The organism is Rhizobium giardinii bv. giardinii H152, from assembly GCF_000379605.1.
Lineage (GTDB): Bacteria > Pseudomonadota > Alphaproteobacteria > Rhizobiales > Rhizobiaceae > Pararhizobium > Pararhizobium giardinii.
This window is the reverse complement of record NZ_KB902735.1, coordinates 144,589-165,108: the sequence shown is the minus strand read 5'-3', so window position 1 is coordinate 165,108 and position 20,520 is coordinate 144,589. Positions and strand designations below refer to the sequence as shown.

Below are 20,520 nucleotides of genomic sequence, written 5' to 3'. Positions count from 1 at the left end.
AACGAAAAAAGCGCCCGCGAAGGGCGCCGACAACATGCTCCTCAGCGAAACGTCACTCCGTCACCGCCCGAAACACCATTTCCGCGACATGCCCCTTCGCCTTGGCGTCCCTGCCGGTGCGGGTGCGCCGGTGAAACAGGCTGACGAGCGAGAAGCCGGCAAGGTCGAGCGCGGCGTCATCCAACAAAGCGCGCACCCGCGCCGCAATTTCCTGCGCCGCCCGGTTGCCGCCTTCGCCGGTGCGGACCGCGAGCGTCACAAGGTGTTCTTCGCCCGCCTCACTCGCCGTCGAAGCGTCGCGGCTCTCCAGGCTGACAATCGAGATGCCGGGCCGGTGCGACCCCGTCTGCAGATGATCCCGCACGCCGCCATCCCCGAGCAGCAGGAGCAACTCGGCATCGCCCGAAAGCCTCTCGTAGATCGCCTTCTGCAAGGCCGCAGCAGCGCTCATCGTCCCTCCTCCGTGCAGTCACACACCAGATAGCGCCCCGTTTCGTCCGGATCGCGAAAGGCCCGCACGGTGAAGATCCGCAGGCCCTTGCGAAACCGCATGCCCGCCGCGAGGTCGTCGCGGAACCCGGATCCAGATGCGATGCGTCACGGTAAAGACCTGCTCGTCCGCGCGCTCTTCGTGCCCGGATGAAGCCGGCACGATCCGCGCCCAGAGCGAGGTGACGACGGAAAAACCCGTGACGACACCGCCCTGCCCGTCGCTCACGTCATCGCGTATCTCCAGTTCCAGGCGCGCCGACATCTGCCCCGGATCGAGGGTGATCGCCCGCATGGTCAAAGCCCCCGCCGGCGAAACGGCGCGATCAGCCGGTCGTATCCGGCCGGCACCGCCGCCGGCTGGTCGTCCGGGGCAACCGCGCCACGGAACTCGTAAAGCAGCGCCAGATGCAACAGCATCGCCCGCTTCAGCGTGTCCGGCACGTCGGCGCCGGTTGCGCCGAAACCGGCGGAAAAATCGATTTCGATGCCATGCATCGCCCGTCCCGGCGCGGGCTGCTTGGGCAGGACGAGCCGCGCCGGCCGCGCCTGCCCGTCAAGCACGAAGCCGGAAACATCGATCTCTCCCGGCATGCCGGCCGCATCGTAGACCGTAACCGCCTCAATCGTTTGCACCGGCCCTCTGACAATCTGAATCACCCGCGACCGCGGCCAGTCGTCGAGATAGAGCCGGAAGCTGCGCGTCAAAAACGCCAGCCCCGTCTCCCGCTCCAGATGCTCGCGCGCCGTGCGGATCAGGGCTGAAATCAGTGCGTCCTCGGCGCCACTGTCGAGGCGCAGATGCGCCTTCGTCTCGGCAAGCGTCAGCGGCTCGCCGATGGGCGGCGTCAGTTCACGAATGGTCATGGAAATCTCCGTCGAGAGCAATTCCAGCGAGCGTTTTCGCGGCTCGGAGAAAACGGAAATGCTCGAAAGGCAGAAAAGATGGACGGACGCGGTGGGAGGGGTGCCGCGTCCGTCCCGGCGCCAGGCGGCAGGGAAAACCGCCGGCGCGAAGGCTGAGACCCCTTGGAGAAAGGGCCGCCTTACGTTTTTTCAAGATGCCGCGAATTTGACGAGCTTGATAGCCTCGAAATTTTGCACTCCGCCGCCGACGCGTTTGGTCGTGTAGAACAGCACATAGGGCTTGGCGGAATAGGGATCGCGCAGCACCCGCACGCCGGTGCGATCAACGACGAGATAGCCGGCGGCGAAATTGCCGAAGGCGATCGAGGTGCTGTTGGCGGCAATATCCGGCATGTCCTCGGCCTCGGCGATCGGGAAGCCCATCAGCGAGGCCTGCTGGCCGGCCGTCGCCGGTGGCCGCCAGAGGTAGTTGCCGTCGGCATCCTTGAATTTGCGGATTTCGGCTTGGGTCTTGCGGTTCATCACGAACGAAGCATTCTGCCGGTGCCCTGCCTTTAGCGCATAGATCGTGTCGATCAGCGTATCGGAGGGGCCGCTCGCCTTGAAGGCGCCGCTCGCACCCGTGGCGATATAGCCGATATTGCCCCAGCTCCAGCCGCTTTCTGCGACATTGGTGTAGCTCAGGAAACCCTTCGGCTTGTTGGTGCCGTCGCCGGTGACGAAGGCCGTGCCTTCCTGCTCGCCGAAGGCGATGTCCACCTCCGAGGCGATCCAGTTCTCGATATCGACCGCCGCATCGTCGAGCAGCGCTGCCGTTGCCGCCGGCATGGCGTAGAGTTCCATCGTCGGAAAGGACAGCTCTGCCAGCTGCGGCGTCGTCGTCTGCGGCCGCGCCGCGGTTTTCGCCACCCAGCCGGTCGCCATGCCGGCAAGCGCAAAGGGCTTCTTCAGCACCGCTCCCGAAACCTGCCGGACCGTGGCCATCGCCCGGATCGGCGAAACCACCGAAAGGCGGCGGCCGATCTCGGTGTCGGTCTCGTTCGGCACCAGATAGCCGCCGTCGCTCGCCGAGCCGATCGAAAGCGCCTTTGCCTCCAGCTCGCGCAGAGCCTGCTCGTCGCCGCGGCGGATGTAGCTTTCGAAGGCCGCCTTGTGTTCCGACGCCTCCAGGCTTGCCTCACCGCTGCGGCCGAGCGCGGGCCGCGCCTTCTTCAGCGCCATCTGGTCGATCAGCCGCTTCTGCTCGTCCATGGCGCGGCTGATACGGTCCATCTTGTCGCGGGTGACGACATCGGCGGTCAACTTGCCTTCCAGCTCGCAAAGCCGCCGGTCGTTGGTTTCCTTGAACGCCTCGAAGGCACCCATGAAATCCTCGAAGGCGGCGGTCATCGTCTCCGGCGCGGTCTTGATCTCCGGCGCCACCGTGATCTCGGGGGCAGCCTTGATCTCCGCCGCCACACTGCTCGTCCTGCTCATTGGCATTTCCTTCTTGTCAGAGCTTCATCATCCGGGCCGCCCGCCGCATGGTGCGCACGAGCTCCGTTTCCTTGTCGCGGAAGAACCGCGCGTTCTTGACGTTCGAGACGCTCGCCGAAGGCAGCATCGGAAAGGTGACGATCGAGATTTCCCAGAGGTCGGCCTCGAGGATGCGGCGCACGCCGCCCCTGTCGGTCTTCGCCTTGACGGTCTGGAAGCCGATCGACAGCCCGTCGAGCGCGCCAGCCTTCATCAGCTGGTGCACTTCCTGGGCACGGGCGACGCCGGGCGAAAGCAGCCCCTCGACATAGAGCCCGCGCGCGTCCTCGCGGATCGTCTTCCAGGCGCCGAGCGGCTCGCCCGGATCGTGCTGGAACAGCATGCGCACGGCCACCGGCGCCACGCCGGGCAAGCGATTGCGAAAACGCCCCCGGCTCGATCGCGTCCTTGCCGAGATCGACCTCGCCGAAGATGCTGGCATAGCCGGAAAAACGCCCCTCGCCGGTCAGCCCGGAAAGCGTCAGATTGGCAAACTTCTTCGTTCGCCAGACAGGCAAGCTGTCGGTCGTCATGAGTATCTCCAGGTTTGAAAGGGATGGTTCAATAGGCAGTCGCCACTCGTTCCGACTGCCTACTGGCTACTGGCTATTCGCTACTGGCTACTGGCTACTGGCTACTGCCTACTGCCTATTGGCTACGTCGCCCAAGCCTCTCCACGACCCGCACCGCAGCCCCCAGCGCCCACCAGGCGAGAAGGCTTGCCGCGGCCGATCCGGTCAGCATCACCTCGGTGCCCGACAGGCTGCCGGCAATGCCGAGCCTGGAGACGATCCAGAGCCCCGCCGGCCCACCGAAGATCAGTCCGCAGGCCATGCCGGTGAAGAAGCGGGAACCCGCCTCGCGCTTGCCCTTCGGCAGCATATAGACAAGCGATACGGCAGCACCGGCTGCCGAGCCGATACCCTTGGCGGCCCAGAGGCCGGGGTCATTGCCAAAATCAGCCATTTGTTAAGCCCTTGATGCTACTGTTGGAATTGGTCATGGCTGACGTTGCGGCAACCTTCTAGCCGAAGGTCCGACGCTGCCTGACGTTGCGTCAGCTGGGGCGGTTTTTGCGAATCTTTTGAATCGCTTGAGCTGGCATCCCGAGAAAATGAATCAGTCGCTTCACATATTGATTAAATCCCAAGCAGCCGGCGTGAGGTCGCGCACGCAAGCCATTGATGGCCCTCAATACCCCACCGCCTGTCGCTTCTCCTCGTCGGTCAGGAAATCCGCGTCCTTCACCCGGGCCCAGACTTCACTGCGCTCCCCCGTCAACCCGGTCACCTGGTCGAGATCCGGCACCAGTTTCAGCGTCTCGCCGAACCGCGCCGACAGCCAGCCGGACAGCGCCGAGGCGGTGCGGCCGATCAACGGCAGGACCGTCAGCCGGTAGAAGGCCCGGTTGGCCTCCTGGTAGTTGGCATAGGTGTTGTCGCCGGGAATGCCGATCAGCATCGGCGGCACGCCGAAGGCGAGCGCTACGTCGCGTGCCGCCCCGTTCTTCGCCTCGACGAAATCCATGTCCTTCGGCGACAGCCCCATCGCCTTCCAGTCGAGCCCGCCTTCGAGCAGCAGCGGCCGGCCCGCCCGCATCGGTCCGGAATAGCCCTCGTCGAGCTCCGTCTTCAGCCGGTCATACTGGTCGGCGGACAGATTGCCGCCCTCCTTCGGCTGGTAGACGAGCGCCCCCGAAGGCCTGGCCGAATTGTCGAGCAGCGACTTGTTCCAGGTCGCCGCCGCATTGGAGAGATCGAGCGCCATCTGCGCTGCCGCCAGCGGCGGAAATCCGAGATGATCGTCGAGCGGGTGAAAGAGCCGCAGGTGCAGGAGCCCGCCCTCACCCGCCGCGATCCGCCGCAGATGGTTGCCGACCCGGTAGTCATAGGCCTCCGGCCAGCCGTCCCGTCCCTCGCGGATGCTCACCCGGTCCGGCCGCAGCAGATGCAGTTCGCGCAGTTCTTCGCCGACGCTGACCGCATCGACATAGGCATTGCCGGAGAGCAGCAGGTGGCCGTAGAGCGTCTCCAGGAAATCGACCCCGGCCATGCGGCCGTTCGGCCGCGCCAGGAGCGAAAGCAACGGGTGCTCGCTGCGCTCCCCGGTCCCTTCGTAGAGCAGCAGCGGCACCGCTGCCGCCGCTTCCGAAATCAGCCTTACCGCCCGGTGCGCCACCGGGTTCCTCATGAAGCCCTCGCGCGCCAGTGCCGCATAGGACCGCCCGGTCCAGTGCGCCCGGCCCTCATGGGCGATGGCGATGAAGCCGGACGCCGCCTTGGTTTCGGCCACGCGCTCGCTCTCAGCCGGGCGCCGCCACGGCAGACGAAATGGATTTTTCATGATGTCCTCGAATGCACCGATGGGTGCGATTTGAAACCGAAGGAAGCGCTTGCCGCTTGCCCCTCACCCCTGTCCCTCTCCCCGCAGGCGGGGAGAGGGAAAATCGGAGTCTGCCGCTTGGTCCCTTCTCCCCGTCACAACGGGGAGAAGGTGCCCGGCAGGGCGGATGAGGGGCAACGCAGTGGCGTCATATTCGACGCTCAGCACTCAAGCGGCCGATCGTCCGACCGCCGGCGGCGCGCCGGCTGCCAGCCGCAACGCTGCGAGATACTGCCGGCCGTAGCTCGCCACCAGCTCCGCCCTGTCGCGGCCGTTGATGATCCGCCGCGCGCCCGTCCAGCTCTCTCGCGAAAGAGAGAAGTAGTCGCCAAGCCTCTTGCCGGTAAAAGCCCCGCTCTGCATGCCGGCAAACAGGATATCGACAGCGACCGGCAGCTCCATTGCCCGCTCGGGATTGGCCAGCAGATCGATCCCTGTCGCCTGCGCCATCTTCGCGTAGTTGACCCTGTGCGTCAGTTGCACCAGCCCCCGCCCGAGCCAGCTTTTGCCCTCGCCGTCCCGCCGCCAATAGGGCGTGGACACCGAAGGCAGTCCGCCCTTGCGAAACTGGGCCTCCAGAATGGCGATTGCCCGCTCGTCGCTCGTGGCGAAGGTTTCGCGCACAGGCTGCATCGTCCGGCCCGTCTCGTGATGTGCGGTGGCCAGCATATAGGCGAGCCAGCGCCTGTCGGCCGGCTCAGGCATCCGCGCCCAGCGATCGAGAATCGCCGTCAATCCATCCACCTGGCCCTGCTTCAAGGCACCGTCGAAGAGTGATGCACGTACCGCTTTGAAAAACACCGTCCGATCCACCGCTATTCTTCCTCCGCCGCCATTGGTCATGTTGAAAAAAGTCGTGATGCTAAATCGATTTAAGTAATTTAAATCGTTTAAACCGTTTAATCTGCTGATTTACTTTGCCTTTGGGATGTGGAATTTGAAGAGGGCAAGATGATATTGCCCTTTCATCGAGGAGGTTCGCATGAACGCAGAGACCAAGATCCAGGCCGACGCCACCCGCGCGACCGTTCCCCAGCATATCCTCGACCGCTTCGAAAACGTCTGGCAGCAGATGCGCATCAACGCCTCCTCCACGCAAAAGCTGCCGACCGGCACCGACGACAAGCGCTGATCCTTCCATTCTGTTTTTTTGACCGGCAACGGCGCTGAGCGCGGAACCTTTCCGCGCCGCCACCGTTACCGGACGTTGCAAAAATCAAAGAGAGGATGCCCATGCCGGCCCAGCCAATTTCCCAGGCCCAGTTCGAACGCCTCGAAAGCGAATGGCGCCAGATGCGCGAAAGCGCCTCGGCCAACCCCAAGCCTTCCGCCGCCACGCCGCGCCAGTAACCGCGCGTCCACCTCCTCTCGAGGGGGAGGGTCAGGCAAGACTACGGGGGCGAGCTTTTGTGCGCCTGAGCGGTCACCCGCGCCATCCGCGATTCGGCATGCCGATCGAAGGCTGTTGCCACAGCCTCCCTCCTCCCCCGCCGGCAAGAAGTGCCGAGCGCATGCGAGGCGGGGGCGGTGCGGCAGACGAGGAGCAAGCGGCATCCCCTCATCCGGCGCTTCGCGCCACCTTCTCCCCGGCGGGGAGAGGAGGAAAACCATGCCGTCTCCTCATTGACGTCATTGTGCTCACTCTCGCGCTTGGCCGGAGCGGTCCACCCTCCCCTTGAGGGGGAGGGTCGGCGCAAAGCTCCGAGGTGGGTGACTTTCCGCTGCACGCAACGGATCCCCCCACCCGCGACTTCGCCGCGACCGCCCGCCAGGGGTCAGATCAAATCCCCCTGACCCGCGGTTCGCCACCGCCTTCCAGCATCAGCGCCGTCAACGCCCAGACCAGCGCGTCCAGCCGGTCCGGCGAGCGTCCCGACGACAGCCCGTCCGGCCCGAAATCGCACATCTGGTCCTCGAGCGCCGGAAACGAGCTGGCATGCACCACCCGCCCCTGCTCGTAGAGCGCCGCAACCGGTTCGGCTCGCAGCCATTTTCCGCGCGTGGCCCTGACCGACGTCACCGGCAGCCCGGCGTCGATGCCCTTCAGCACCGCCTGCACCATGTCGCCGCCCTGGTTGACCTCGGCGACGATCCGGTCGGCATCGAAGCGGCGATAGGCCTTGACCACGGCACCCGCCCATCCGGCCGGGCTTGCGCCCTCGACCGAGCAGTCCGCCAGGACGACGCCGCGCCCGGTCCGGTCGAGCCCTGCCACGATGATACCGCAACAGGATTCCCGGCCGCCGCCGGAGGGCGGATCGACCGCGACGACGATGCGGCCGAGCGGCCCGGCGTCGCGCAGTTTCAATGCCTCGATCGCCGAGCGCGACCAGAGCGCGTCCTCGCGATTCTCGATCATCTCGCCGTCGAGTTCCTGTCGACCCAGCCGCGTGCCGCCATAGCGCCCGGCCATGGCGTCGAGAAATCCCGGCGCCAGGTTTGCGGCATTGTCGCTGGTGCGGATCCTGCAGGTCGCCGTGCCGGGATCGGCGATCAACGCCTTCAGCACCGGCACCGGCCGCGGCGTCGTCGTCACCAGCGCCCGCGGATCGCTGCCCAGCCGGAGGGCAAACTGCAGCATGTCCCATGTTTCCTGCCCGTGTTTCCATTTGCCGAGTTCGTCGCACCAGGCATAGTCGAACTGCGGCCCGCGCAGGCTTTCCGGGTCCTCGGAGGAAAAGATCTGCGCCACCGTGCCGTTCGGCCAGACGAGCCTGCGCCGCGACGCCTCGAACTCCGGCCGGTTGTTCCAGGCGATCCGGCAGATGCCGGAAACGCCGTCGATCATCACCTCGCGCGCGTCGCCCAGCGTCTCTGCCACCAGCGCGATCCGCAAGCCCGGCCGCGCGCCGCCCGCCAGTTGCTGCACCCATTCGGCACCCGCCCGCGTCTTGCCCGAGCCGCGCCCGCCCATCAGGAGCCAGACCCGCCAGTCGCCCGGCGGCGGCCTTTGCTCGTCGCGTGCATTTTCCTCCCAGCATCGCATGAACCGGAGGAGGTTCGCTCCCGTATGCTTTGGCTTTGTTCGGGGCGCCTCGACAGCCGCCTCGCCTGAGTGCGCATCGGCCGCCATGCCGTCATCCGGTGCATTGGAGGTCTTGAGCGGCGCCGCAAGTCCGGCGCCGAGTGCCCCGATCAATTGCCGGCCATTGTTTCGCCGTTCCAGCAAGCTGCCCATTTCCCGATCGAGATCATCTTCCAGGTCGAAAAACTGCCGCACCGCCTCGAGGAGCCATGGCTCAGGAGGGTCCGCCGCCTCGCGGCACGCCGATGGCGACGGTAGCAGGCGCGTGCTCAGCCGCAGCATTCTGCGCCGCGCCTTCAGCCTCTCGACGCTTTTCCTCTCGGGACAACCGCAGGGCACGCTCTTCGACGCGGTTGTTGAATTCGCGCACAAGAGCATTGTACCCTTCTTCATCCAAATTCTGCTCCGCCTGCAGTTCGCGGTCACGGACGATCGTCCTCTGCAGGCTGTCGATCTTCTCCAGGGTTCGCACGATCAGCGACATCGCCTCGATGCTCGCCTTTGCGTCCGCCTGGATCAGCTTGCGGTCGATGTCGCCCTCGGCCTCGGTCTCCCGCTCGCGCGCCGCCTCGCGCAGCCGCTGGAACTGCTGCATCTGTTCGCGCAGTTCCTTGGTCATGCCGTTCAGCATGTCCTGCAGGTCGTCGAGCGAGGTGCGTTCGGCCTTCCTGTCGAGAATGACGTGCCGGGCCATGGCGTCAAGTTCCGCCTCGCCGCCCGGCCGCAAGCCATCATAGACCGGCGCCTTCAGCCAGAAACCGAAGAGCTCCGGATCGAAATCCAGATCAGACGTCATCGCAATGTCCTTGAAAGCATCGTCGTTAGACCGATGAGGCGGCGTCGCCACCCTCCCCTTGAGGAGGAGGGTCGGAGCGAAGGGGTGGGGTGATCCGCGCCGAAAACGCGCGCCTTACAGAAAACCGGGGAAGCATTCCCGCCTCACCCGCACTTTTCCGACTATGCCATAACCCTATCAAACCACCGTCACGGCGTCAAGGATTATTTTCCTATTCCTGACAATCTTTCGTAATTTTGCACATTGAACGAGGCGTGGTACTCTTTCCGACATGAGAGCCGAGGACTTGGAAAAGCGGGCTTTGAGCCTGCCAGGCGCTGTCGAAAGCGCCCATTTCGGCAAACGCGATTTCCGCGTTGGCAAGCGTATCTTCATGTCCCTGCCCGAAGCCGGTCGTGCCGTTTTCAAGTTCACCCCCGATCAGCAGAAGATGCTTCTCGAAACCGAGCCCGGCGTCTGTGCCGCCGTCCCCGGCGGCTGGGGCGAGAAGGGCTGGACCTCGGTCTGGTTCGCGGATGCCGACGAAGACACAATCGACCACGTGATGGAAACCGCCTGGCGCAACGTCGCCCCGAAGACCCTGCAGAAGACCGAGGAAACCCTGCAGAAATCCGAGGAGCTTGCCGAATAGCCTACCGGTTCACCTCTGCCCCACCGTCAGCGGCCAGTCGACCAGATAGTCCTCGAAATCCTCGACATCGACGTCATCTTCCGACACGGTGCGGCCGCGCGCCGAAATGCCAGCCTGGTGCACCGTCTCCGGGTCTCCGGACACCAGAGGGTGCCACCAGTAGAGATCGTGCCCGTCGCGCACCAGCCGGTAGGCGCACGTCGGCGGCAGCCAACTCAGTGTGTCGACCTCCTCCGGCGTCAGTTGGATGCAGTCGGGCACCGTCGCCTGCCGGTTCGGATAGTCCTTGCAGCGACAGCTCTCGCCGTCGAGCAGCGTGCAGCCGATATTGGTCCAGGCGATCTCCCCCGTTTCCCAGTCCTCCAGCTTGTTGAGGCAACAGAGCCCGCAGCCGTCGCAGAGGCTTTCCCACTCCGCATTCGTCATTTCGGCCAGGCTTTTCGTCTTCCAGAAGGGCTCGGCGCCCATGATCCTGATACTTTCCTGTGTTGGATTTCGGCGACAATTTTACAAAAGATTGCCGGTTTTTTAAGGCTCATTATCGATATCGCCGTAGAATAGAAACCCGCCCCATGCAAATATCGCCCCGGGGCACTACAGTAGCTGCGAGACCGCCGTGCAGAATCCAAGCCAAGACGACAACCGGATGGAGGAGGACCGCGTCCCGCAGCAGGACCGCCCGAGGAAGCGCCATATCCTGCTGCGCGTCGACAGCTGGATCGATTCCACCGTCTGGAATGCCGGCTTCCGCCTCGGCGTCTGGTGGGAAGACATCACCATCTTCTTCCGGCGCTTTACCGTGCGCGGCTGGAAGAAGGCGCTGTTCGAGGTGCTCGGCGAGTGCATGACCTGGGGCACCGCCGGCTCCGTGCTGATGCTGGCGCTGGCGCTGCCGGCCTTCGAGGAAACCAAGGGCAACTGGCGCGCCCAGAGCGATTTTGCCGTCACCTTCCTTGACCGCTACGGCAACGAGATCGGCCATCGCGGCATCATCCACGAAGATTCCGTGCCGATCGACGAATTGCCGGATACGCTGATCAAGGCGGTGCTGGCGACCGAGGATCGCCGCTTCTTCGATCATTACGGCATCGACTTCCTCGGCCTTTCCCGCGCGATTTCCGAGAACGCCCGCGCCGGCGGCGTCGTCCAGGGCGGCTCGACGCTGACGCAGCAGCTGGCCAAGAACCTGTTCCTGTCGAACGAGCGCACCATCGAGCGCAAGATCAAGGAAGCCTTCCTCGCCGTCTGGCTGGAATGCAACCTGTCGAAGAAGGAGATCCTCCGGCTCTATCTCGACCGCGCCTATATGGGTGGCGGCACGTTTGGCGCAGCCGCCGCCTCGCAGTTCTATTTCGGCAAGAACATCACCGACATCAATCTGGCCGAAAGCGCCATGCTTGCCGGCCTGTTCAAGGCGCCCGCCCGCTATGCGCCGCATGTCAACCTGCCGGCCGCCCGTGCCCGCGCCAACGAGGTCCTGACCAACCTCGTCCAGGGCGGCCTGATGACCGAGGGGCAGGTGATCGCCGCCCGCCTCAATCCGGCGACCGTCATCGACCGCGCCCAGGTCCAGGCCCCCGATTTCTTCCTCGACTGGGCCTTCGACGAGGTGCAGCGCATCGCCGCGCCCTTTGCCCAGCATTCGCTCGTCGTGCGCACGACGATAGACATGGGACTGCAGCAGGCAGCCGAGGAATCCGTCGAATCCAGCCTTCGGCAGTATGGCGAAAGTTACAAGGTCAAGCAGGGCGCCGTGGTGATGATCGAAAACGGCGGCGCCGTGCGCGCCATGGTCGGCGGCAGGGACTATGGCGAAAGCCAGTTCAACCGCGCCACCAAGGCGCTGCGCCAGCCGGGCTCGTCCTTCAAGGTCTACACCTACACCGCCGCGATGGAAAAGGGCTTCAAGCCGGACTCGGTGATCAGCGACGCGCCGGTCACCTGGCGCGGCTGGTCGCCGCAGAACTACGCCCGCAGCTATTCCGGCCGCGTCACGCTGCTAACCGCCATCGCCAAGTCGATCAACACCGTGCCGGTCCGCCTCGCCAAGGACGAACTCGGCACCGAGATCATCGCCGCCACTGCCAAAAAGATGGGCGTCGAAACCCCGATCCGCACCGACAAGACCATGCCGCTCGGCACGTCGGAGGTCACGGTCCTCGATCAGGCGACCGCCTACGCCGTCTTCCCCGCCGGCGGCCTCGAGGCCCGCCGCCACGGCGTCAGCCAGATCCTCAATTACGACGGCGACATCCTCTACGACTTCAGCCGCGACGCGCCACCGGCCAGGCGGGTCGTGAGCGAAGAAGCCAATGCCAACATGAACTTCATGCTGACCCAGATCCCGATCATCGGCACCGCCCGCAAGGCGGCGCTCGACAACGGCATCGTCGTCGGCGGCAAGACCGGCACGACGCAGGCCTATCGCGACGCCTGGTTCGTCGGCTTCACCGGCGATTACACGACCGCCGTCTGGTTCGGCAATGACGACTATACGTCGACCAACAACATGACCGGCGGCTCGTTGCCGGCCATGACCTTCAAGCGGCTGATGGATTATGCCGAGCAGGGGATCGAGCACCGCGCCATCCCCGGCATCGAAAACCCGCTGCCGGGTCCCGACACCAAGAAGAAGGAGGCGCAGGTCGCCGCCACCAAGCCCGAGGACGAAAACGCGCTCCCGCCGCTCGTGCGCCCGCGTTCGCTGTCGTCCGACGTCACCCGCCTGTTGAAATCGATCGCCGAGAAATTCAACACCACGCCGCCCCTCAAAGCGGCGCCCACCGACCTCCCCGGCAAGGTCGCGGTAATCGACCCGCAACGCACCGGCGAGATCGTCAAGGGAGGGCGCAATGCCGGGCGCTGAAGTGTGCATATCGATCGCGAGCCTCGCCGTTCCCCCGAGGGCCATCGCGGTTGCTGCAAACTCCGTTGCCACTTGCTTGGCGTCTCCGCGCCTGATCTCCCCCCTTGAGGGGGAGATGTCACGCAGTGACAGAGGGGGGTGCCGTGCCGCACGCTGAGGTCAGGCCTGTATTGCGCAAGTCCGCCCGCCGCATGCGCAAGGCGATGACGGATGCCGAGTTGAAGCTCTGGAACGCGCTTCGCGCCCATCAGCTGATGGGCATGGGCTTCCGCCGCCAGCTCCCAATTGCAGGTTATGTCGTGGATTTCGCCTGCCCCGAGCACAAGATCGTTGTCGAGGTCGATGGCTCCGGTCACGGCCGGGAGGTTCAGCGGCTTTGTGACGAAGAACGTGATCGCATCTTGTCATCGTTTGGATGGACAGTATTGCGTTTCTGGAACGACGACATTCTTCGCGACATCGACAATGTCTGCCAACATATCGTGCGGGTCGTTGGTATGGGAGCATTCAAGTGATGTATGCTTGGTGCACTCCGCTCTGTGGACAACTCGGCAACTCGCCGCACACCCCCCTCTGTCACTGCGTGACATCTCCCCCAGGGGGGAGATTGGATGCGGCAACCCTATTTGCAAGACAGCGGCGACGGAGCTTGCGGCGGGCGCCGTGGCGCCGCTTACCCCCGCTGATCTCGCCCCTTGAGGGGGAGTCACGCAGTCACACAGTGGGGTGCCGTCCGACATTCTTGAAACCGTCGTTTTCCCCGCAAATCCCCCAGATTCCCCGGTAGCCTCTCTTGTTCCGCATCCCCCTCCTCGTTGCCCTTGCCCTGTGCGTCGCCTTCGGTGTCGGCATCGTCTCCACCGTCTCCGCCCTGAAGGCGACCGTCGGTTTCGGGGCGATCGCGCTTGGACCCTGGGTCGCCTTTCCGGATGCGCAGACGGCAAATACCGACCCTTATGCCAAGGCGCACCGGGCGCGGGCGGGAAAGCTGCTCTATGGCGGTGCCGAAGGCCTGCAGTTCACCGCAGCCATCGACAGCGACGGTCAGAAGCTCTCCTCCGGCTGCTCCTACGATATCACCGGCGTCACGCCGCCCGCCCGTTTCTGGACGCTCTATGCAACCAATGCCAACGACCAGCCGATGAAGACCGATCCGGCGCTTCCGGGCGCGATCAATGCCTGGACCGTTCTCAGACAGCCGGACAGTTCCTTCATCATCCACGTCTCCCCGGTCGCGCAGCCCGACAACTGGCTGGCGGTCCGCCGCGCCGGCGCCTTCAAGCTGGTATTGACGCTGCTCGACACGCCGACCGCCGGTTCCTCGGGCCTCATCGATCTCGCCATGCCGAAGATCGTCAAGACGGGGTGCGCGGATGCGTAGCGCTCTCTTCGCCATCCTCGTCGGCCTCGTCGGCGCAGCACTGCTGCACATCGTCATCGTGCTTGCGCTGCCGCAATTCACCGGCAAGGATGCCTATAGCCGGGTGCTTGGTCTCTACGAGATGGACAGTTTCTTCGCGCTCGGCAATGAGCCGGGAACGACCGGCCTTGCCAATGAGGATCCGTTCCTGCGCGTCGCCGTCTGCGGCTTTTCGGTGAGTGCCGGCCCCGCCCGGTTCCTCGCCAAGGGTTCGGTCCCCTTTTGGTCGCTGTCGATCTACGACGCCGATTCCAACGAGATTTTCAGCATGAACGACCACACGGCCGTCAATGGCAATCTCGATCTGGTGATGGCAACGCCGATCCAGCTGGTCGATCTCAGAAAAACGCCGTCCGAAAGCCTCGCCCAGTCGATCATGGTCGAAATGCCGGATGAGGAAGGATACGCCGTGTTGCGGGCACTCGCCCCGACCGACAGCTTCCAGGAGCCCGCGCGCAATTTTCTCGCCGAATCGAGCTGCGAGCCGTTCCGCCGCTGAGGCATGACTGCATAATCCTAAAATCGGAACCTGTTTAAGGATTATGCAGAAAATTCAAAGTGCTGCGACGGCATCGGGAATACCCCCCTCTGTCACTTCGTGACATCTCCCCCTCAAGGGGGGAGATCGGAGCAAGAAGCCGGCCCCGCGCCAATCTCCCCCTTGAGGGGGAGATGCCCGGCAGGGCAGAGGGGGGTGAAGCGGCCATTGTCGTGCCCTATGCCGATAGCCGGCGGCCAGCCTCGTCCTTGATGCGCTTGATCATCGAGCGCAGGCCGTTGGCGCGCTGGGCGGTCAGATATTCGATCAGGCCCATGCGGCCGAACAGGTCGAGCGCGTCGATCTTGAGGATATCCGAGGCAGGCTTGCCGGAAAAGATCGACAGCACGATGGCGACGAGGCCGCGCACGATATGGGCGTCCGATTCCCCTTCGAAGGTGAGGATCGGATCGCTAGCGCTATCGGCATGGGTGACGACCCAGACCTGGCTGGCGCAGCCCTGCACCTTGCTCTCGGCCGTGCGCTTCTCCTCCGGCATCTCCGGCAGCTTGCGGCCGAGCTCGATGACATAGCTCATCCGGTCCTGCCAATCGTCCAGATAGGAGCAATTGTCGATGATTTCGGCAAGCGGCGTGATCCGCGATGTGTTCACCTGGTCCATGCCCTTCATATAGGCGCGATGCCAAGGAGTGTGAAGCGTTTTCGGAAAACACCGCGTTCGGCAACCGATCCGCGGTTTGGCCGGCACAGGCGACGGTGGAAAGAAAAAGCCGTGAGGGGTGAGCGTACCTCACGGCGGCCGTAGATCGGCAGTTCAGGCAGGATGAAAGGGCAAACCGGGCTCGGTTTACTTCGCCAATGCCGTTTTCGGATCGAGGCGCTTTTCCGGCACGGGGATCTTGTTGAAGAGCGGCTCGGCCTCGGCGGCGGTCGGTTCTTCACCCGTGACGGCCGCTGTCGGGTCGGCCGCGGTGATGGTGCCGGTCGTCACGGTGTCGCTCGGTTCGGCGAATTGCTGGTCGAGGAAGAGATAGGCAATCTTTGCGCCTTCGCGGGCGCGGTGGCCGAGCGCCACGAAGGTTTCCGCACCCTTTTCGCAGACATCCGGCTTCTGCACGCAGAGCGCGCTGATATAGCCGAAGGCCTCCGTGGCAGCCGACATCGTGTCGCCGACATCGACCTTCGGCCCCTTGTCAAGCGTCGCGCTGCTCGACGGGTCGAGGAACGGCAAAAGCACCAGCACCAGCGAAAACCAGAATGTTCCCTTGATCAGAAACCACATTGTTTTGCCCAATCCTTTGGTCCGGCCCTTGGTCCGGCGCCGGACGTCCGGTCTTTGCCGGATTCGCTTCCTGGCGCCTTGTCATCACACCTTAGGCGGGGATTCGGAACATGCCTTTGCCAAAACCGTTCGCATTTGCACCGTCTTTTCGTAAAATTGTCCATATCGGCATTTGAACCGCATTTTATGTGCATTTTACGGTTTGCCATTAAGGATCGTGGCGGAGCCGCAGGTGGCAGTCCAGCAAACGCAGGCCTCGCGGAAGAAGAGCGCTGCCTTAAAGGTTAACAGGGCGGAAAAAACCGCCTGAAATCCGTTGCTTACGCCCCATTAACCACAAAAGACGAAGCCGTCCCGATTTGTCCCGGAATGGGATTTTCCGGCGATTCCGCGGGTTTTGTGGCGATTTGATTTATCCTTTCATTAAGCCGCGGGTGCGAAATTCGGAAGTGGGAAGTCATCGTCCGCCAAGGCCATTTTCAGGCCCGAGATGACGGCCTCGCATAAGGCGGAACCCATGATGGATTCCGGCAAAAGAACGAGCGTACAGGGTTAAACGTGAGCGTATTGCGTAACATTGCTGGAAGGATGGCATCCCGCGTGGATGACGCCGCACGCGCCTGGCTGCCGCGCCAGGTCGCCGGCGAGCCGGAGAGACGCCGCGAACTTGCCGTTGTCCGCGCCGTCGCCGCCAGCGCGCTTGTTGCCTTCCCTTCCGTGCCGCTGGCGCTGTCGGCTGTCCTGCCGGTTTCGCTGGCCTTGCCGGTCGGCGCAGCGCTGGTCGCCGCCGCCGGGCTGGTTTCGGCTGCGGGCGGCATCGCCTATGCGCGCAGCCTCCCGCCGGTCGTGCCGCAAGCCGGGCCGCAGCCAGCCCCTGCCGACACCGGCGCGCGGCATTATGACTGCTTCGCCGGCCTCGTCACGATCCATGATGTCAGGGGCTCGGTCACTGGAATTCACGGCCGCGACGCGGAATCCTACCTGGCCTGGATGCGCAATCCGATGGGTCGCGGCTTTATCGAGCAGGTCCACGTTTCCGACCGGATTCACTTCCTGCAGGCGATCGACGAATTGCGCCAGGGCAACCGCCAGGCGACGATCGATATCCGCTTCGAGCGGCCGAATGCCTTTGCCGGGGGCGAGCAGTTCGTCCACATGCGCTGCGAGATGACCGCGCTCGGCGGCGGCGAGGAACCGCTTGCCGCAATTCTCGTCCAGTCGCGCGACGTGTCCGAGGAGGCGCGCCTGCGGGCCGAGGCCGTGCAGAAGACCCGGCTCGCCGAAACCGCCAATGACGCCAAGACCCGCTTCCTGGCAGCGGTCAGCCACGAACTGCGCACGCCGCTCAATGCCATTCTCGGTTTTTCCGACATCCTTGCGGGCGAATATTTCGGCAAGCTCGAAAACGACCGCCAGCGGGAATATGTGGCGCTGATCAACCAGTCGGGCGCCCATCTCCTGTCGGTCGTCAACACCATGCTCGACATGAGCAAGATCGAGGCGGGCCGCTACGAGCTGATGCCCGAGCCGTTCCGCGTCGCCGATGTCGTCAATGCCTGCGAAGCGATGCTCGGGCTGCAGGCGCGCGAAAAGGGCGTGCAACTGACCAGCCGCATCATGCGCTCGGTGGGCGAGGTCAATGCCGACCAGCGTGCCCTCCAGCAGATCCTGATCAATCTCGTCGGCAATGCGATCAAGTTCACCGACCGCGGCGGCCTCGTCACCATCGATGCCGAGGTCTCCGGCGGCGACCTGAAGCTCACCGTCAGCGATACCGGCATCGGCATCGCCGAGAGCAAGCTCGCGACGCTCGGCCAGCCCTTCGTGCAGATCCAGAACGATTATACCCGCAGATATGAGGGAACCGGCCTCGGCCTGTCGCTGGTCAAGGGCCTGGTGTCGCTGCATGGCGGCCAGTTCGAGCTGCGCAGCCGTTCCGGCGAGGGAACGGTGATCACCGTCACAATTCCGCTCGATGGCTCCGGCATCCGTTTCGCCGACGAGCAGGAAGTTGTGGAACAGACAATGGTGGAGTTTCCGCCGCGCCTGAAGGAGCGCACAAGAGAGGTGACGAACGGGGACACGACGAACGGCCGGGGCCTTGGACACCGACCGGGCGCCGGGTGACGCGATGATTGGAGGCGCCGGCCATGACGGCTCGCAAGCGAAAACCGCCTGAGCGGAAAAGGAAGGCGCAGCGCGGCCCAGCCCTTGTGGTGCTCGGCCTTGCGACGCGCGGTCTCGTCTTCGCCGGTCGGCTCGCCTCGCGAAATCCCGGCCGTTTCGGCGGCTCTGCCGCTTTCGTAGTGGCGTTCAGTTTCGTCGCGGCAAATGCGATGTGGTACCAGCCGGGCGCCCATCCCTCGCCGCTCCTGCGCACCCGCCTGCCGTTCACCCATCCGCAGACCACCAGCCTCGACGAGGAACCGGCCGGCGCTTCGCCGCGCAAGGTGACGACCTTCGTCATCCAGCGGGAGGACGAAAACGCGGCGGCGAAGATCGACGAGCCGAAGCCGGAGCCTGCAGCCGAAACGGCGCAGGTCCAGCCGGTAGCAGTGCCGGTCGCGGGCTCGGCGCTGGTCATGGGCATCCAGAAGGAATTGGCCCGGCGCGGCCTTTATGACGGTCCGGCCGACGGCAAGACCGGCCCGAAGACCGCAGCCGCGATCCTGCGTTTCGAAAAGCAGGCCGGCCGGCCGGAAACCGGCGCTGCCAGCGAAACCCTGCTCGCAGCGCTGCAAAGGGAGCCGGCGACGGAAAAGACGCGGACCGCAGCCCGGCCGGCCGAACGGCCCTACGGGAACGTCAAGGGCGGCAAGGGCGAACTCGACCCGGTCGCCGCCGCGATCCGCAATGCCGAGGTCGATCCCCAGTTCATTCCCAAGGTCGATATCCCCGCCTCGAGCGAACTGGTGATGAATATCCAGAAGGGCCTGAGCAACCTTGCCTATAGCGACGTCTCGATCGACGGCGTCGCAGGCGAACAGACCCGCTCGGCCATCCGCCATTTCGAGAAGCACTACCGCCTGCCCGAAACCGGCCAGCCGAGCGACAAGGTGCTGAAGAAAATGAAGGAAATCGGCGCGCTCTGAGGTGGTGCGTGCACGTCCGAGGAAATTCCAGGCGAGCTTTGCCCCTCACCCTGACCCTCTGCCCGCAGGCCAGGGCCATCGCTTGTCGATTTTCGACGGACTTATGTAGCAATTGCCACAAAGGTCACGCAGTGCAATCAGAGCGGTTGTTAAGCAGATAAACGGCCATCGTGGGCAAAGAGGTGCCGATCGCCGTAACGCCGTGATCGCTATTTCGGCGGCCCTATTCGGTGGATCGCCGCGACCCCGAACTGATCGTCAGAGGCCGGCAAGATAGTGAGCCATGGCAGCGATGTCGTCGGCCGAAAAATTGCGCACCAACGCCGTCATGCGGGGCATGTTCGGGCGCTTGTTATCGTAAAAGTCGGAGAGGGTTTTGATCAGGTAGTCCAGCTTCTGATTTGCGACGCGCGGAGTGTTGGCGTATCCGACGAAACCCTCCCGGTGGCACGATGTGCACTTCTTCCCGGCGTCGAGCGCTTGGACGCGGGTAATGCTCGCTGCGTCGGCCGGCTCGCGGTAGGCGGGCCAGGGCAGTGTGGAGAAGTAGGCCGCAAGCGCCTTCATGTCGTCGTCGGAAAGATTCTTCGCGATCCGGCCCATGAGGTCGTCGGTGCGCTCTCCATTGCGATATTTCTGCAAAGCTATCAGCAAAGAGGACTCGTGCTGGCCGGCGATGATCGGCGTGTTCTTAACAGTCGGCAGACCATTCGCACCGTGACACACCTGGCAAAGCTTGACCTTGTGGGAGATCGCCGGCGGCGGTGACGCAGCATTGTTCTGCGCTCCAGCCGGTAGCGGACCGAGGGCCACGAGAGCGACGATGACGAACGGAGCGAGCGCGTTGCTGCAGAGCATGCGAGGCCTCCAGATCGGGGCTCAAGCTGAAGTGTGATGCTGATCTTATCAGGAGATGCAACCAAGCGGACCCCCGTCGCCTCCATCCGACTATGGCTGCGTTTTTATGAGTTCACGCCCTAGTTGACTTGGAGTCTTGTGGCATTTGCTACATAAGTCCGATTTTCGGCTTGTTCCCTCTTCTCCCCGGCGGGGAGAAGGTGGCGCGAAGCGCCGGATGAGGGGGGGGTGGCTGGCGCCGAAATCGCCGAGCCTCATCGCCTCGCATGCGCTCGGCACTTCTCCCCGCCGGGGATATGCGACAGCACTCCCGTCCGACAATTGGGCATCGCTCCATTGGGGGGTGTTGCGCGCCTCCTACTTGGTCGGATGTCATTTCGATAGGGTCGCTTTCGCCCGCGACCGGGGCGACATTTGCGCCGCAGCCCGCCCCGGTGTATCTGCCTGCCATGCGCCTCAAATCCGAAATCTTCGTCTCCGCTCTGCTGCGCCGGGTCTTCAACCTCGGCGGCTATGCCGCCGTGCTGCGCAAGGGCGCCGAAGACGCCGGGGCGATTTTCATCCGGCAGCGGTCGCGGCTTGGCACCGAAACGCTCTATGCCCCGGCGCCGCAGAGTTTCTTCGATGGTCCGTTGCCTGGCCGCCTGTTCGAGATCCGGCTGCAGGAGGCGGACGGCGAGACGGTCGAACAGGCGATTGCCCGCGAGATCCGCTTCGATCCGGATTGCTGGGTTGTGGAAATCGAGGTCGAGAGCCGCGGCGACCTGTTCGATGTCACCGCCGAAAAGGAAGGCTGAC

Annotated in this window: 20 protein-coding genes and 3 pseudogenes; 9 read left to right on the top strand and 14 right to left on the bottom strand. The window is 64.3% G+C overall.

Translation table 11 applies throughout. The features are described from left to right. Positions 1-52: 52 nt before the first annotated feature. The 8 genes and pseudogenes from A3AY_RS0131085 to A3AY_RS0131050 all read right to left on the bottom strand — a co-directional run bounded on the left by A3AY_RS0131085 (position 53) and on the right by A3AY_RS0131050 (position 6,054). A complete protein-coding gene (locus A3AY_RS0131085) occupies positions 53-451 on the bottom strand; it encodes a DUF3168 domain-containing protein (protein ID WP_018329575.1) in 399 nt (132 codons plus the stop codon). Then, positions 448-784, bottom strand: a pseudogene (locus A3AY_RS41630) (phage head closure protein). The gene A3AY_RS0131085 and the pseudogene A3AY_RS41630 overlap by 4 nt, the downstream one beginning before the upstream one ends. A 2-nt stretch (positions 785-786) precedes the next feature. Next, on the bottom strand, positions 787-1,356 hold the full coding sequence (locus tag A3AY_RS0131075) for a head-tail connector protein (protein ID WP_018329574.1): 570 nt from the start codon (positions 1,354-1,356) through the stop codon (positions 787-789). 189 nt (positions 1,357-1,545) lie between these two features. After that, the gene (locus tag A3AY_RS0131070) at positions 1,546-2,832 is read right to left on the bottom strand and encodes a phage major capsid protein (protein ID WP_018329573.1); all 1,287 of its coding nucleotides are present in this window, start codon (positions 2,830-2,832) and stop codon (positions 1,546-1,548) included. A gap of 16 nt (positions 2,833-2,848) precedes the next feature. Next, positions 2,849-3,404, bottom strand: a pseudogene (locus A3AY_RS36620) (HK97 family phage prohead protease). Positions 3,405-3,519: 115 nt separating this feature from the next. After that, a complete protein-coding gene (locus A3AY_RS0131060) occupies positions 3,520-3,837 on the bottom strand; it encodes a DUF6107 family protein (RefSeq protein WP_018329570.1) in 318 nt (105 codons plus the stop codon). Positions 3,838-4,062: 225 nt separating this feature from the next. Next, the gene (locus tag A3AY_RS0131055) at positions 4,063-5,214 is read right to left on the bottom strand and encodes a phage portal protein (protein WP_018329569.1); all 1,152 of its coding nucleotides are present in this window, start codon (positions 5,212-5,214) and stop codon (positions 4,063-4,065) included. Between the two features lie 207 nt (positions 5,215-5,421). After that, complete coding sequence (locus A3AY_RS0131050) at positions 5,422-6,054, bottom strand: glycoside hydrolase family 19 protein (protein WP_245275973.1); 633 nt, start codon at positions 6,052-6,054, stop codon at positions 5,422-5,424. 181 nt (positions 6,055-6,235) lie between these two features. On the opposite strand from A3AY_RS0131050, the gene A3AY_RS39505 reads away from it, so the two are divergent. Continuing rightward, a complete protein-coding gene (locus A3AY_RS39505) occupies positions 6,236-6,385 on the top strand; it encodes a hypothetical protein (RefSeq protein WP_018329567.1) in 150 nt (49 codons plus the stop codon). Between the two features lie 648 nt (positions 6,386-7,033). On the opposite strand, the gene A3AY_RS36615 is transcribed toward A3AY_RS39505, so the two are convergent. Then, positions 7,034-8,239 carry a DNA-packaging protein gene (locus tag A3AY_RS36615; protein WP_112853898.1) on the bottom strand — a complete coding sequence of 402 codons (1,206 nt, stop codon included), beginning with the start codon at positions 8,237-8,239 and terminating at the stop codon, positions 7,034-7,036. Between the two features lie 253 nt (positions 8,240-8,492). Further along, positions 8,493-9,074 (bottom strand): hypothetical protein, encoded by a 582-nt coding sequence (locus A3AY_RS37240; protein ID WP_018329564.1) that lies wholly within the window; start codon positions 9,072-9,074, stop codon positions 8,493-8,495. Between the two features lie 271 nt (positions 9,075-9,345). On the opposite strand from A3AY_RS37240, the gene A3AY_RS0131025 reads away from it, so the two are divergent. Next, a complete protein-coding gene (locus A3AY_RS0131025; RefSeq protein WP_026204016.1) occupies positions 9,346-9,705 on the top strand; it encodes an MmcQ/YjbR family DNA-binding protein in 360 nt (119 codons plus the stop codon). A gap of 9 nt (positions 9,706-9,714) precedes the next feature. Here the strand turns inward: A3AY_RS0131025 and A3AY_RS0131020 are convergent, their stop codons facing one another. Next, positions 9,715-10,173 carry a YcgN family cysteine cluster protein gene (locus A3AY_RS0131020; RefSeq protein ID WP_018329562.1) on the bottom strand — a complete coding sequence of 153 codons (459 nt, stop codon included), beginning with the start codon at positions 10,171-10,173 and terminating at the stop codon, positions 9,715-9,717. 178 nt (positions 10,174-10,351) lie between these two features. Between A3AY_RS0131020 and A3AY_RS0131015 the strand changes: the two genes are divergently transcribed. From A3AY_RS0131015 to A3AY_RS0131000, 4 genes are all read left to right on the top strand, one after another. Further along, complete coding sequence (locus tag A3AY_RS0131015; RefSeq protein ID WP_018329561.1) at positions 10,352-12,571, top strand: transglycosylase domain-containing protein; 2,220 nt, start codon at positions 10,352-10,354, stop codon at positions 12,569-12,571. Between the two features lie 143 nt (positions 12,572-12,714). After that, positions 12,715-13,086: an endonuclease domain-containing protein gene (locus A3AY_RS0131010; RefSeq protein ID WP_026204015.1), complete on the top strand. Its 372-nt coding sequence runs from the start codon at positions 12,715-12,717 to the stop codon at positions 13,084-13,086. Between the two features lie 278 nt (positions 13,087-13,364). Continuing rightward, complete coding sequence (locus A3AY_RS0131005) at positions 13,365-13,952, top strand: DUF1214 domain-containing protein (protein WP_018329559.1); 588 nt, start codon at positions 13,365-13,367, stop codon at positions 13,950-13,952. After that, entirely contained in the window at positions 13,945-14,490 is a 546-nt protein-coding gene (locus tag A3AY_RS0131000; protein ID WP_018329558.1) for a DUF1254 domain-containing protein, read from the top strand. The genes A3AY_RS0131005 and A3AY_RS0131000 overlap by 8 nt, the downstream gene beginning before the upstream one ends. A gap of 217 nt (positions 14,491-14,707) precedes the next feature. On the opposite strand, the gene A3AY_RS0130995 is transcribed toward A3AY_RS0131000, so the two are convergent. After that, positions 14,708-15,127, bottom strand: coding sequence for a SufE family protein (locus A3AY_RS0130995; RefSeq protein WP_026204014.1), 420 nt, complete (start codon positions 15,125-15,127; stop codon positions 14,708-14,710). Between the two features lie 210 nt (positions 15,128-15,337). Further along, positions 15,338-15,772, bottom strand: a complete 435-nt coding sequence (locus A3AY_RS0130990; protein WP_018329556.1) for a DUF5330 domain-containing protein — start codon at positions 15,770-15,772, stop codon at positions 15,338-15,340. A gap of 558 nt (positions 15,773-16,330) precedes the next feature. Here A3AY_RS0130990 and A3AY_RS36605 point away from each other — a divergent pair. Both A3AY_RS36605 and A3AY_RS0130975 read left to right on the top strand, forming a co-directional pair. Then, a pseudogene (locus A3AY_RS36605) lies at positions 16,331-17,951 on the top strand (sensor histidine kinase). Beyond that, the gene (locus A3AY_RS0130975; protein WP_026204013.1) at positions 17,923-18,864 is read left to right on the top strand and encodes a peptidoglycan-binding domain-containing protein; all 942 of its coding nucleotides are present in this window, start codon (positions 17,923-17,925) and stop codon (positions 18,862-18,864) included. The pseudogene A3AY_RS36605 and the gene A3AY_RS0130975 overlap by 29 nt, the downstream one beginning before the upstream one ends. 258 nt (positions 18,865-19,122) lie before the next feature. Here the strand turns inward: A3AY_RS0130975 and A3AY_RS0130970 are convergent, their stop codons facing one another. After that, positions 19,123-19,722 (bottom strand): c-type cytochrome, encoded by a 600-nt coding sequence (locus A3AY_RS0130970; RefSeq protein ID WP_018329552.1) that lies wholly within the window; start codon positions 19,720-19,722, stop codon positions 19,123-19,125. A 449-nt stretch (positions 19,723-20,171) separates the two neighbouring features. Between A3AY_RS0130970 and A3AY_RS0130965 the strand changes: the two genes are divergently transcribed. Next, positions 20,172-20,519 carry a DUF1491 family protein gene (locus A3AY_RS0130965; RefSeq protein WP_026204012.1) on the top strand — a complete coding sequence of 116 codons (348 nt, stop codon included), beginning with the start codon at positions 20,172-20,174 and terminating at the stop codon, positions 20,517-20,519. The last annotated feature ends 1 nt before the right edge of the window (position 20,520 follow it).